Here is a 13,772-nt window from a genome sequence, read left to right as displayed (position 1 = left end):
CAGGGAGGAAGAATACAATGGAACTTTTTACTTATATGGAGAAATATGACTATGAGCAAGTCGTAGTTTGTCAGGATAAAGCTTCTGGATTAAAAGCAATTATTGCCATTCACGATACAACACTTGGGCCTGCTTTAGGTGGAACGAGAATGTGGACATATGCTTCAGAAGAAGCAGCATTTGAAGATGCGCTACGTCTTGCAAAAGGAATGACTTACAAGAATGCTGCTGCCGGTCTTAACCTTGGGGGAGGAAAAACGGTTATTATTGGAGACCCACGTAAAGACAAGAACGAAGCAATGTTCCGTGCGTTTGGTCGTTATATCCAAGGACTTAATGGACGTTACATTACAGCTGAGGATGTAGGTACAACGGTTCAGGACATGGATACAATTCATGAAGAAACAGAATTCGTAACGGGTATTTCTCCAGCGTTTGGATCATCTGGTAACCCGTCACCTGTCACAGCTTATGGTGTTTATGTTGGAATGAAAGCAGCTGCGAAAGAGGCATTTGGGACTGATTCTCTAGAAGGAAAAACAGTAGCAGTTCAAGGCGTTGGAAACGTAGCGTATAACCTGTGCAAGCATCTCCATGAAGAAGGAGCTTCACTTGTGGTAACAGATATTAACAAAGAATCCGTAGATCGCGCAGTCGCTGATTTTGGTGCAAAAGCGGTTGACCCTGATGATATTTATGAAGTGGATTGTGATATTTTTGCACCATGTGCTCTAGGTGCTATCATTAACGACGATACAATTGGGAAAATTAAAGCGAAAGTAATTGCAGGAGCAGCAAACAACCAGCTTCGTGAAACGACTCATGGTGACCAGATTCACGAGATGGGCATCGTTTATGCACCTGACTATGTAATCAATGCTGGTGGGGTAATCAATGTAGCTGATGAGCTTTATGGCTATAACCGTGATCGTGCTATGAAACGTGTGGACGGCATTTACGATACGATTACAAAGGTAATTGAAATCTCTAAACGTGATGGTATCCCTACCTATGCTGCTGCAGACCGTCTTGCTGAAGAAAGAATTGCGCAAATGAAGCATTCAAGAAGCCAATTCCTTATGAACTCTCAGCATATTTTAGGGCATCGCAAATAATCGGAGGGTTTCAAGTGATAGAAAAAGAATTTCGACTTCTAGTTATTAATCCAGGATCAACTTCAACGAAGATTGGCGTTTTTGATAATGAACGTGCCGTATTTGAGAAATCATTGCGGCACGATACTAATGAGATAAACCAGTTCGAAACAATTATCGATCAGTATGAGTTTAGAAAGAAAACCATTCTTGAAGCATTAGATGAGGAAGCTATTAATATTTCCAAGCTTGATGCGGTAGTGGGCCGAGGTGGATTGTTAAGACCAATTGAAGGTGGAACTTACTCGGTAAACGATCAAATGCTTGAAGATCTCAGAAACGGTTACTCTGGAGAGCACGCTTCGAACTTGGGTGGAATTATTGCATTTGAAATTGCCGAACAACTAAATATCCCATCTTTTATCGTTGATCCGGTTGTTGTAGATGAGCTTCAGGATGTCGCTCGCCTTTCAGGTGTTCCACAAATTGAGCGAAAAAGTATTTTTCATGCTTTAAATCAAAAAGCAGTCGCGAGAAGAGTAGCAGCACAGCTGAACAGTAAGTACGAAGAGTTGAATTTGGTTGTAACGCACATGGGCGGCGGAATTACCGTTGGGGCACACAAAAAAGGCAAAGTAATCGATGTAAACAATGGATTACATGGAGAAGGTCCTTTTTCTCCTGAGCGTGCCGGGACTGTACCCGTTGGTGACCTTGTTTCGATGTGCTTCTCTGGCGAATATTATGCGGAAGAAATCATGAAGAAGCTTGTAGGACAAGCTGGGTTTGTTGGATATCTCGGAACAAATGATGCGGTGAAAGTAGAGAAACGCATTAATGAAGGGGATGCGAAAGCAAAGCTTGTATTCGATGCGATGGCTTATCAAGTAGCCAAAGAAATCGGAGCAGCCAGTGCAGTTCTTGCAGGAGAAGTCGATGCAATCGTCTTAACTGGAGGACTTGCGTATGGTAAAGAATTTGTTTCTCAAATCACCGAGAACATTAAATGGATTGCAGACGTTATCGTACACCCCGGTGAGAACGAACTACAAGCACTCGCAGAAGGTGGATTGCGCGTGCTGAGAAATGAAGAAGCAGCAAAAATCTATCCGGTCTCCTCTGTAGAGTCCATGGTATTATAATACGTTCTGTAAAGGAGAATTTGAATGTCTGAAGAATACGATCTTGTCATAATGGGCGGAGGTACGGGTGGGTATGTAGCCGCAATACGTGCTTCTCAGCTTGGTCTTAAAACAGCAATTGTAGAAAAACGCGAGCTTGGTGGAACATGTTTGCATAGAGGTTGCATCCCTAGTAAAGCATTACTTCGAAGCGCTGAAGTATTTGCTACTGCTAAGCATGGCGAGAAATTCGGAGTAATGGCTAAAGAAGTAGCTCTTGACTTCAAGAAGGTACAGGAAAGAAAGCAAAGCATTGTAGATCAACTTCATAATGGTGTGAAGCACCTAATGAAGCAAGGGAAGATTGATGTATTCGAAGGATTTGGTAGAATTCTTGGGCCTTCTATTTTCTCACCTATGCCTGGTACTGTTTCTGTTGAGATGAACAATGGGGAAGAAAACGAAATGTTAATCCCTAAAAACGTCATTATTGCAACAGGCTCTAAGCCGAGAACTCTTCCTGGCCTTGATATAGATGGGGAATTTGTTATGACATCTGATGAAGCACTTCGAATGGAATCCCTCCCTTCATCAATCATTATCGTTGGTGGCGGTGTTATTGGTATTGAGTGGGCATCAATGCTCGTTGATTTTGGTGTAGATGTTACTGTTCTTGAATATGCAGATCGGATTGTCCCTACTGAGGACCACGATATTTCTAAAGAAGCACACAAGTTAATGAAGAAAAAAGGCATCAAGCTTTTCACAGGTGCGAAAGTAATGGGCGACTCTCTAGAAAAAGGGGATGGCGTCTCAATTCAGGCTGAGCATAAAGGAGAAACAAAAACTTTTACAGCTGATAAAATGCTCGTATCTGTTGGACGTGAAGCCAATGTTAAAAATATTGGCCTAGAAAACACGACAATTGAAGTCGAAAAAGGTGTTATTCAAACAAATGAATATTACCAAACGAAAGAATCACATATTTACGCAATTGGAGATGTCATTGGCGGGATGCAACTCGCACATGTCGCTTCTCACGAAGGAATTACGGCTGTTGAGCATTTAGCTGATCAAAATCCTGAACCAATCGATTACACAATGGTTTCTAGCTGTATTTACAGTAGTCCAGAAATGGCAAGCGTTGGTTTAACAGAAGAGGATGCAAAAGCTCAAGGTCTTAATGTTAAAATTGGTAAGTTTCCATTTAAAGCAATTGGAAAAGCGCTTGTATTCGGTGAATCAGATGGTTTCGTTAAGATTGTCGCTGATGCGGACAATGAGGATTTGCTTGGTGTACATATGATTGGTCCTCATGTAACAGATATGATCTCTGAAGCAGGACTCGCTAAGGTTCTAGACGCAGCTGCTTGGGAAGTTGCCCACACAATTCACCCACACCCGACACTATCAGAAGTGATTGGTGAAGCTGCACTTGCAGTAGACGGAAAAGCAATTCACTCTTAATTTGGGTTAAATAAAGGAGGTAAATACGATGGCTGAAAAACGTCATGAAGCACTCGGTCTTTCTGATGAACGTGTGCTTGAGATGTTCGAAACAATGTTGATGGCTCGTAAAATAGATGAGCGTATGTGGCTTTTAAACCGTGCTGGTAAAATTCCATTCGTTATTTCCTGTCAGGGACAGGAAGCAGCTCAGGTTGGTTCTGCATTCGCAATGGATCCTGAAAAGGATTTTGTAGCACCGTATTATCGTGACATGGGCGTTGTGCTTGCTTTTGGAATGACAGCAAAAGATCTTATGCTATCAGGATTTGCAAAGGCAGAAGATCCAAACTCAGCTGGACGTCAAATGCCAGGTCACTTTGGACAAAAGAAAAATAATATCATTACAGGCTCATCTCCAGTTACAACTCAGGTTCCACATGCAGTTGGTTTTGCATTAGCAGGCCGAATGGAAGGAAAAGATCTTGTGACGTTCTGTTCATTTGGAGAAGGTTCTTCTAACCAGGGTGATTTTCATGAAGCAGCTAACTTTGCTGGTGTTCATAAGCTCCCAGTTCTTTTCGTATGTGAAAACAATAAGTATGCGATTTCTGTTCCTGTTTCAAAACAGTTAGCTTGTGAAAAAGTATCAGATCGTGCGATTGGCTATGGTATGCCTGGCGTAACGGTAGACGGTAATGATCCACTTGCTGTATATGAAGCGGCAAAAGAAGCTGTTGAAAGAGGTCGCCGTGGTGAAGGTCCTACACTTATTGAAACGGTTTCTTATCGTTTAACACCACACTCAAGTGATGACGATGATCGTGCTTATCGTACCCGTGAAGAAGTTGAGGAAGCGAAGAAAAAGGATGCCCTTATTACATTTGCAGAGTACTTAAAAGAAGTTGGCGTCCTCACTGATGAGAATGAAAAGGAAATTCATGATCGTGTTCAAAAAGAAGTAGATGAAGCAACAGAATACGCCGAAAATGCTGATTATGCACCTGCTGAAGATGCATTGAAGCATGTTTACGGAGAGTAAGGGGGAACCATTATGCCAGTTATTTCATATATTCAAGCGATAACTCAAGCCCTCAGAGAAGAAATGCAGCGTGACGAGAAAGTCTTCGTTTTAGGTGAAGATGTAGGGGTACGTGGAGGCGTTTTTAGAGCAACTGATGGTCTTTATGATGAATTTGGAGAGCAACGTGTTATCGATACACCACTTGCAGAATCTGCTATTGCCGGAGTTGGAATTGGTGCTGCTATGTACGGCATGAGACCTGTAGCTGAAATGCAGTTTGCTGATTTTATTATGCCTGCCGTTAATCAGATTGTTTCTGAAGCTGCAAAAATTCGCTATCGTTCAAATAACGATTGGAATTGTCCAATTACAATCCGTGCGCCATACGGCGGTGGAGTACATGGAGCACTTTATCACTCACAATCAGTTGAAGCTCTCTTCGCTAATGTACCTGGACTAAAGATTGTTATGCCTTCCACTCCTTATGATGCAAAGGGACTTCTTAAAGCGGCGATTCGTGACGATGACCCTGTACTGTTCTTTGAACATAAGCGAGCTTATCGTTTAATCAAAGGTCAGGTACCTGAAGAAGAGTATACGCTCCCTATTGGAAAAGCTGATGTGAAACGTGAAGGAGAAGATATCACGGTCATTACATATGGTCTAAGCGTTCATTTCGCCCTTCAGGCTGCGGAGAAGCTTGAAAAGGATGGTATATCAGCTCATATTCTTGACCTTCGCACTGTCTATCCGCTTGATCGTGAAGCAATTGTAGAAGCTGCTAAGAAGACTGGAAAAGTCTTGCTAATAACTGAGGACAACAAAGAAGGAAGTATCATGAGCGAAGTGTCCGCTATTATTGCAGAAGAATGTCTGTTTGACCTTGATGCACCTATTCAGCGTCTTGCAGGACCAGATGTTCCATCTATGCCGTATTCACCTCCAATGGAGAAATACTTTATGCTTAATCCTGACAAAGTTGAGAAAGCGATGCGTGAGCTAGCAGAATTTTAAAGAAATGCAAGAAGAGGAGGGTTTTATGTGGCAGTTGAAAAAATACTGATGCCTCAGCTTGGGGAGAGTGTCACCGAAGGAACAATTGAGAAATGGCTTGTAGAAGTCGGAGATACTGTCAATAAGTACGATCCAATTGCAGAGGTTAATACAGATAAAGTAAATGCGGAAGTTCCTTCTTCCTATTCAGGCGTTATTAAAGAGCTTGTTGCAGGTGAAGGCGATACTATTGAAGTTGGAGAGCTTGTTTGCTATATCGATGTTGAAGGTGGCGCTTCTGAAGAAAAGCAACAGGAAGAGTCTACAGATCAACAAGCAGTCGAGAATGTCTCAGAAGACAAAAAAGAACAGCCTCAGGATGAAGATCAACCAATGAAACGCCGTTACTCACCAGCTGTTCTTAGACTTGCTCAAGAAAATGATATTGACCTTGAACAGGTTAACGGTTCCGGTAAAGGTGGCCGTATTACTCGTAAAGACATTCAAAAGGTTATTGACTCTGGTGAAATTCCTGCACCTAAGCAAGAAGAGAAAGCGCCAGAACCAGAACCAAAACAAGAACGTAAGGAAGCCCCTAAAGTTCCTGCTCCAAAACCAGCACCTGAAGCATCTAAAGGATCCGATGTACCTGTTTCTGAAGGAGACATTGAAATTCCTGTAACGGGTGTGCGAAGAGCTATTGCGAACAATATGCTCCGTAGTAAGCATGAAGCACCACATGCGTGGACAATGGTTGAGGTTGATGTTACAAATCTTGTTGAATACAGAAACGGCATTAAAGACGACTTCAAGAAGAAAGAAGGCTATAGTTTAACCTTCTTTGCCTTCTTCGTCAAAGCTGTAGTAGAAGCTCTTAAAGAATTCCCTCAAATGAACTCCATGTGGGCAGGGGATAAGATTGTTCAGAAGAAAGACATCAACATCTCCATCGCAGTTGGAACAGATGAGTCTCTCTTCGTACCAGTGATTAAGAATGCTGATGAGAAATCCATTAAAGGTATTGCTCGTGAAGTAAAAGAACTTGCTCAAAAAGCTAAAACGGGCAAACTTAAAGGTGAAGAGATGCAGGGTGGTACGTTTACAGTGAACAATACTGGATCTTTCGGATCCGTACAATCTATGGGGATTATCAATTATCCTCAAGCTGCTATTCTTCAGGTTGAAAGTATTGTCAAACGTCCTGTTGTAATGAATAATGGAATGATAGCTGTTAGAGACATGGTTAATCTTTGTCTCTCACTAGATCACCGTGTTCTTGATGGAATGATTTGTGGTAAATTCCTTGCACGGGTTAAAGAGAACCTTGAGACTATTTCAAAAGAAAACACTTCTGTCTATTAAATTAAATGGCTGTCCCATCTAAAGGGATGGCCACTTTCTTTGCATATAATAAAAGCCTTCCTTGGAAATTACCGGGGAATCGCGATACAATGTAATGTAAGGTGTCACGAAATAAGGGAGGAATATAGAATGTCCATGGACTTTAATTTATTCATGAATGACGTGGTAGCAACTGCGCGCGAAGAAATCAAAGCAGCAGGCTACCAAGAGCTTACAACGCCAGAAGCAGTTGAAGAGGCAATCACGAGCGAAGGAACAACGCTTGTTATGGTTAACTCCGTATGTGGTTGTGCAGGAGGCGTTGCTCGTCCTGCAGCTAGATTGGCAATTGCCAATGAGAAAACACCAGACAAACTTGTAACTGTTTTTGCTGGTCAAGATAAAGAAGCAACTGCAAAAGCACGTTCTTATTTCACAGGATTCGCACCATCTTCCCCTTCATTTGCTATTCTAAAGGATGGCCAAATTATCAATATGGTGGAAAGACACGAAATTGAAGGTAGCGATCCAGAAGAAGTTTCAGGTATGTTGCAATATTTATTCAATAAGTACTGTTAATTAGTATAAGTGTTTTGAAGCACTAGGCTTAGGCCTAGTGCTTTTTTGTATGGTTATATCCCATTGAAAATATGCATTATTCATTTGTTTGAAAAATGTGAAAATATAAATATTAATTAATATGAGATTTAATGTATAAAGATGTAGATTATTGTTTTTTGGTCTGGTATAGTATTTATTATTCAACAACATGAATTATTATACAAAAATATAGGGGGATTTAAGATGAAGAAAAGTTGGTTAGTTGGACTAGTTGGACTGCTTTTAGCAGTAGCACTTGTGGCGTGCGGATCTGCTGATGGCGACGGAGCGTCCAATGGAGATTCAAAAGAATCGAAAGAAACACTTGTGATGGGAACGTCAGCGGATTATCCACCGTTTGAATATATAGATTCTGCAAAAGGTGACGACATCATCGGTTTCGATGTAGACATTGCGAATTACATTGCTGATGAACTTGGATATGAGGTTGAAATTAAAGATATGGACTTTAGTGGACTAATTACAGCACTAAGCAGTGAACGAGTTGATTTTGTTTTAGCAGGTATGACTCCAACAGAAGAACGCAAGGAAAACGTAGACTTCTCTGAGATCTATTACACTGCAAATCACATGATTGTTTCTTCAGCAGATAACAAGGTCGCATCTCCAGAAGAACTAGAAGGCAAGAAAGTTGGCGTACAGCTTGGCTCTATTCAAGAAGATAAAGCAAATGAGATAAAAGACGGCGGAGTCGGCATGGAGATTATTACACTTAACCGAATTCCAGAGCTCATTCAGGAGCTTAAGTCCGGCCGTTACGACGCAATTATTATCGAGGACACGGTAGCGAATGGCTACTTAAAAAGCAATGATGATTTAACTGGAGAAAACCTTCCGAATACAGAAGAAGCTGGATCTGCCGTTGCTTTTCCTAAAGACAGTGAATTAACAGAGGAGTTTAACAATGTGATTAAAGAAATGAAGCAAAATGGCAAAATGGACGAGCTTATCGAGAAATGGTTTGGACAGGACACCGTAGAATAATACATGAAGAGAAAGGTTGAACAGGCATGAATTTGGATTTCACCCAATTCGTGCCTAATATTCCCTACATCTTAGAAGGAATATTGGTCACGTTAAAATTCGTAAGTGTATCTGCAATACTCGGATTTGTTCTTGGAACAATACTCGCGCTATTTAAGATCGGTAGAGTTAAAATACTGAGCTGGATTGCGGATGCTTATACATCTGTCTTTCGTGGAACACCACTTATTTTGCAACTCTTATTGTTCTATCATGCGACTCCGCAGTTAACGGGTTATGATATTAGTGCGTTTGAAGCAGGGGTGCTATCATTTGGATTGAATTCCGCAGCGTATATATCAGAAATTATACGAGCTGGAATTAGAGCTGTTGATACTGGTCAGAATGAAGCGGCAGCTGCACTTGGGATTCCTTACCGTCCGATGATGAAAGACATCATTCTGCCGCAAGCAATGAAGAATATTCTCCCTGCATTGATGAATGAATTTATTACACTAACAAAAGAGTCAGCAATCGTTTCGGTTATTGGTGTTTTTGATATTATGAGACGGAGTCAAATTGTAGCAGCAGAGAAGTTTAAATATTTCGAGCCTCTACTTATCGCTGGAGTTATTTACTACTTACTCGTTATGATTCTAACCCTAGTTGGCAAAATGGTAGAAAGGAGGATGAGCCGAAGTGATTAAAGTTGAAAACCTCCAGAAGAAATTCGGTGAGAATGAAGTTTTAAGAAGTATTTCCACTGAAATCAATAAAGGTGAAGTTGTAGCAGTTATTGGGCCATCTGGTTCAGGTAAATCTACCTTGCTTCGATGCATGAATCAGTTAGAAGAGCTGACATCGGGAACGATTTGGATAGATAATCAACAATTGAACCATTCAAAAACGAACGTGATGGAACTACGTCAGAAGATTGGAATGGTTTTTCAACACTTCCATCTCTTTCCACACAAAACAGTGTTAGAGAATTTAATATACGCTCCAATGAAAGTGAAGGGGATAACTAAGAAAGAAGCTGAATCGAAGGCTCATCAGCTTTTAGAACAGGTTGGTCTTTCTATGAAAGTAAATGAATACCCCAAGCGTTTATCTGGTGGACAGAAACAACGTGTCGCGATCGCTAGAGCACTTGCAATGGAGCCTGAATACATGCTCTTTGATGAGCCAACTTCCGCACTTGATCCTGAGATGGTTAAAGAAGTACTTGATGTGATGAAGCAACTTGGAAAAACAGGGATGACAATGGTCATTGTTACTCATGAAATGGCGTTTGCAAGGGAGGCGGCTGATCGGGTTCTTTTCCTGGATGGAGGGAAGCTTGTCGAAGAAAACTCACCTTCTGAATTTTTTAATGAGCCGAAAACAGATCGAGCAAAAGCCTTTCTTGAAAAAGTATTATAAAAAGCGAACCTCAACGGTCGCTTTTTTTAATGGGCTTATTTTTTCCTTGAAAACGTTTTTATATAAAAAGATGCTGTTCAACTTGTAGAAAATGGTTTAGACTCTGTAAGTTGAAGGATATTAATGGAGTAACTACATATGGAAGGAAGTATCGTGATTGAAAGTGAAAATTGGTTATCGAACGCTCAAAACAGCAGTAGGAACGGGAGTAGCGATTACGATTGCACAATTGCTTTCGCTAGATAATTATGTATCAGCAGGGATTCTAACAATCCTTTGTATTAAACCAACTACAAAACGTTCATTTCGTAGTTCTTGGGAGAGGTTTTTAGCCTGTTTATTAGGCATTGTGTTTAGTGCAGTCTTCTTTGAAGGTATTGGGTATACGCCATTTAGCATCTCGTTATTGTTGCTTTTATTTATACCGGCCGTCGTTGCAATTAAAGCAACAGAAGGCGTTATTACAAGTTCTGTTATTATTCTGCATATTTATAATTTCAATACTGTGAGCTGGGATATTGTTTGGAACGAAGTCGCAATTATAGTCATTGGTATTGGTGTTGCACTGATCTTTAACCTTTATATGCCGAGTCTTGAGAAAGATTTGCTGCTTATTAGGAAACAAATAGAAGAGAAGTTTTCTATTATTTTAGAGGAATACGCTGTCTATCTTAGAGAAGGAGAAAGTCACTGGGATGGTAAAGAAATCATTGAAGTTGGAGACCTACTTCAAAATGCTAAGAATCTTGCCCTGAAAGATATTGAAAATCATATGCTTCGTGATGATGATAAGTACTACGTGTATTTTAAAATGAGGGAGAAACAATTTGCTATTCTCGAACGAGTTCTTCCAATCATATCTTCTCTCGACCAAACGTATATTCACGGTAAGAAAATGGCTGAGTTTATGGAAAAGCTAAGTCGTTCAGTAAAACCTCAAAATACAGCGAATGTATTTCTCCACGAACTAGAAGAAATGCGTGAAGAATTTAGGAATTCACCACTCCCTGCTGATCGAGATGAATTTGAAACACGTTCGGCACTGCTTTATTTTCTAAATGAAATTGAACAATATTTATTACTCAAGCGCTATTTTAAACCAGGTGCCTTTTCTAAAAGCTGAATGAATGATGAGAATGGACGCATGCTAGTTAGTAAAAGGAGTTCAAATAAGTATGACTCAACTATTCTTGTCTTTATGCTTAGCGGCATCTATTTTGTTTCCTTTCGGAGATCAACCTCATCCCGGCGATCCTTTTATTATCGTGAATAAACAATCGAATGAACTCGCCTTTATAAATGAAGATGAAATTAAAAAGGTTCGAACAGTTGCCACCGGACGTAGTAAGGAACTAACTCCTGAAGGTACGTTTACAATCATAGTAAAAGCTGAAAACCCATATTACAGGAAGAAAAACATCGCTGGGGGTACGAAAGAAAATCCGCTTGGTACGCGTTGGATTGGGTTTGATGCGAAAAACACAGATGGGCGTATTTATGGGATCCACGGCACTAATCGACCGGATTCAATTGGACAGTATACTACTGCTGGATGTGTTCGTCTTCAAAATAATGAAATTGAAGATTTGTTTAATGAGGTACCGATTGGAACACGTATTTTAATTACATCAAGTTCAGATTCTATTGAGGATATTGGGATGAAAGCCGGGGCGCTATCTCGATAATTATAGCTTAACAATGAAAAACAGGAGGCTGTCAACTGACAGCCTCCTGTTTTGTATGATGATGATCGAATTATTGAATTGGTATTATGCCTAGAATAACATAGCGGTTGCTCCGGCAAACAAGCTAAGTAGCATTGAAATAATCATAATATAAACAACAATTTTTGTCGTCTTACGAGGCATGAGAGTCCCTCCCCAATCTGAACGTTCTAACGTTATTTTACATGGATTTGTATACTGGGACAAGATGATCTTGTTAATAACCTTTAACATATGCCACTTCTTTGCTACAATTTGTTCAAAATAGCAGGAAAACGCTTTCTTGAAACAGAATAGTATATAAGTTAGACATCTGATATTCGAAAGTATTCTACTATAGCAAGACAACCAGGGAGGAATGGAGATGGCGACAGATCAAAAAGATTTCCAAAAGCAATTTGAAGAATGGAAAGCTTTAACAGAAAAACTAATAGAGAAATTCCCAGAGAAAAAGGAAGAATTTAAGACAAGCTCTGGAATTAATATAGACCGTCTTGGACACCCGGAAATACTAGACCAAAACTACATGGATAAGCTTGGACTTCCAGGGCAATATCCTTATACACGCGGCATACAACCAACTATGTATCGCGGAAGAACGTGGACAATGAGACAATATGCAGGTTTTGGATCTGCTGAAGAGACTAATAGACGCTTTAGATATTTATTGGATCAAGGACAAACTGGGTTATCGGTTGCGTTCGATCTTCCAACTCAAATTGGATATGACTCGGACGATATGATGGCTAAGGGTGAAGTAGGTAAGGTTGGAGTAGCAATTGATTCTCTCGATGATATGGAAGCGCTTTTACGAGATATCCCATTGGATAAAGTCAGTACTTCTATGACAATCAATGCACCAGCTTCTGTTCTACTTGCCATGTACATTGTCGTTGCAGAGAAGCAGGGGGTATCCCAAAAAGAAATTTCCGGAACGATCCAGAATGATATTTTGAAAGAATATATCGCTAGAGGAACTTACATCTTTCCGCCAAAGCCATCGATGAGGCTCATAACTGATATTTTTGCGTATTGTGCTGAGAATGTTCCACGTTGGAATACGATTAGTATCTCAGGCTATCACATACGAGAAGCGGGATCCACTGCAGCTCAGGAGTTAGCATTTACAATTGCAAATGGAATTGCTTATGTGGACGCTGCGATTGCAACTGGATTAAAAGTAGACGACTTTGCACCTAGACTCGCATTTTTCTTTAACGGTCATAATGAGTTTCTTGAGGAAGTAGCCAAATTCAGAGCTGCGAGAAGAATCTGGTCGAAAATAATGAAGGAGCGGTATGGAGCTAAAAAACCAAAAAGCCTACAACTTCGCTTCCATACACAGGTGGCGGGATCAACTTTAACAGCACAACAACCTGATAACAATATTATTCGAGTTACACTTCAGGCACTTGCAGCTGTATTTGGAGGAACACAGAGCTTGCATACAAATGCAAAAGACGAGGCTTTAGCACTTCCAACTGAAGATTCGGCTCGAATTGCGCTTCGTACGCAACAAATTATTGCGAATGAGAGCGGCGTAACGGACACTGTTGATCCACTTGGAGGCTCTTATTACATTGAAAAGCTTACAGATCAGCTAGAAACTTATGTATTTGATTATATTCAAAAAATCGATGATATGGGCGGAGCCGTTTCAGCGGTAGAACAAGGCTATATGCAGCGTGAAATTCATCAGGCTGCTTACGAGACTCAGAAGAAAATTGAAAGTGGCGAAGAAGTTGTGGTTGGCATGAATAAATACAAGTTAGACGATGAACCCAAGCCTGAATTACACAGGATTGATCCTGAACTACAGCGCAAACAAATAGAGAAATTAGAAAAGCTTCGATCAACGAGAGATCAAAACCGAGTGAGCGCTCGGTTGGAAGAGTTACGAAATGGAGCAAAGGGAGATCATAATTTGATGCCACTTATTATTGATTGTGTGAGAGATTATTGCACGGTCGGTGAAATATGCGGTGTTCTTAGGGACGAGTTTGGTGAATATACAGGAATCTAA

Annotated in this window: 14 protein-coding genes; 13 read left to right on the top strand and 1 reads right to left on the bottom strand. The window is 40.5% G+C overall.

Features of this window, described 5'->3' with window-relative positions:
• Window positions 1-17: 17 nt before the first annotated feature.
• The 12 genes from bcd (at window position 18) to FBF83_RS12290 (ending at window position 11,710) form a co-directional block, all read left to right on the top strand.
• A complete protein-coding gene (gene bcd, locus FBF83_RS12345; protein WP_136947466.1) occupies window positions 18-1,115 on the top strand; it encodes a branched-chain amino acid dehydrogenase in 1,098 nt (365 codons plus the stop codon).
• A 14-nt stretch (window positions 1,116-1,129) separates the two neighbouring features.
• The gene (gene buk, locus FBF83_RS12340) at window positions 1,130-2,236 is read left to right on the top strand and encodes a butyrate kinase (RefSeq protein WP_136947465.1); all 1,107 of its coding nucleotides are present in this window, start codon (window positions 1,130-1,132) and stop codon (window positions 2,234-2,236) included.
• 24 nt (window positions 2,237-2,260) lie between these two features.
• Entirely contained in the window at window positions 2,261-3,682 is a 1,422-nt protein-coding gene (lpdA, locus tag FBF83_RS12335) for a dihydrolipoyl dehydrogenase (RefSeq protein WP_136947464.1), read from the top strand.
• Between the two features lie 28 nt (window positions 3,683-3,710).
• A complete protein-coding gene (locus FBF83_RS12330; RefSeq protein ID WP_136947463.1) occupies window positions 3,711-4,703 on the top strand; it encodes a thiamine pyrophosphate-dependent dehydrogenase E1 component subunit alpha in 993 nt (330 codons plus the stop codon).
• A gap of 12 nt (window positions 4,704-4,715) precedes the next feature.
• Window positions 4,716-5,699, top strand: coding sequence for an alpha-ketoacid dehydrogenase subunit beta (locus FBF83_RS12325; protein ID WP_136947462.1), 984 nt, complete (start codon window positions 4,716-4,718; stop codon window positions 5,697-5,699).
• Window positions 5,700-5,726: 27 nt separating this feature from the next.
• Window positions 5,727-7,040 (top strand): dihydrolipoamide acetyltransferase family protein, encoded by a 1,314-nt coding sequence (locus FBF83_RS12320; RefSeq protein WP_136947461.1) that lies wholly within the window; start codon window positions 5,727-5,729, stop codon window positions 7,038-7,040.
• 129 nt (window positions 7,041-7,169) lie between these two features.
• A complete protein-coding gene (locus FBF83_RS12315) occupies window positions 7,170-7,598 on the top strand; it encodes a BrxA/BrxB family bacilliredoxin (protein ID WP_136947460.1) in 429 nt (142 codons plus the stop codon).
• A gap of 225 nt (window positions 7,599-7,823) precedes the next feature.
• Window positions 7,824-8,624, top strand: a complete 801-nt coding sequence (locus FBF83_RS12310; protein WP_136947459.1) for a transporter substrate-binding domain-containing protein — start codon at window positions 7,824-7,826, stop codon at window positions 8,622-8,624.
• 26 nt (window positions 8,625-8,650) lie between these two features.
• Window positions 8,651-9,310 (top strand): amino acid ABC transporter permease, encoded by a 660-nt coding sequence (locus FBF83_RS12305; RefSeq protein ID WP_136947458.1) that lies wholly within the window; start codon window positions 8,651-8,653, stop codon window positions 9,308-9,310.
• Window positions 9,303-10,025 (top strand): amino acid ABC transporter ATP-binding protein, encoded by a 723-nt coding sequence (locus tag FBF83_RS12300; RefSeq protein ID WP_136947457.1) that lies wholly within the window; start codon window positions 9,303-9,305, stop codon window positions 10,023-10,025. Before FBF83_RS12305 ends, FBF83_RS12300 begins: the two co-directional genes overlap by 8 nt.
• 157 nt (window positions 10,026-10,182) lie before the next feature.
• Complete coding sequence (locus tag FBF83_RS12295) at window positions 10,183-11,148, top strand: aromatic acid exporter family protein (RefSeq protein WP_136947456.1); 966 nt, start codon at window positions 10,183-10,185, stop codon at window positions 11,146-11,148.
• 52 nt (window positions 11,149-11,200) lie between these two features.
• Entirely contained in the window at window positions 11,201-11,710 is a 510-nt protein-coding gene (locus FBF83_RS12290; RefSeq protein WP_136947455.1) for a L,D-transpeptidase, read from the top strand.
• A gap of 90 nt (window positions 11,711-11,800) precedes the next feature.
• Here FBF83_RS12290 and prli42 read toward each other — a convergent pair whose 3' ends face one another.
• Window positions 11,801-11,893 carry a stressosome-associated protein Prli42 gene (gene prli42, locus FBF83_RS12285; protein ID WP_136947454.1) on the bottom strand — a complete coding sequence of 31 codons (93 nt, stop codon included), beginning with the start codon at window positions 11,891-11,893 and terminating at the stop codon, window positions 11,801-11,803.
• 220 nt (window positions 11,894-12,113) lie between these two features.
• Between prli42 and FBF83_RS12280 the strand changes: the two genes are divergently transcribed.
• Complete coding sequence (locus FBF83_RS12280) at window positions 12,114-13,772, top strand: acyl-CoA mutase large subunit family protein (protein WP_136947453.1); 1,659 nt, start codon at window positions 12,114-12,116, stop codon at window positions 13,770-13,772.

This window comes from Guptibacillus hwajinpoensis (assembly GCF_005144865.1).
Lineage (GTDB): Bacteria > Bacillota > Bacilli > Bacillales > Guptibacillaceae > Guptibacillus > Guptibacillus hwajinpoensis_A.
The sequence above is the reverse complement of the archived record's forward strand: the minus strand, read 5'-3'. Positions and strand labels throughout refer to the sequence as shown.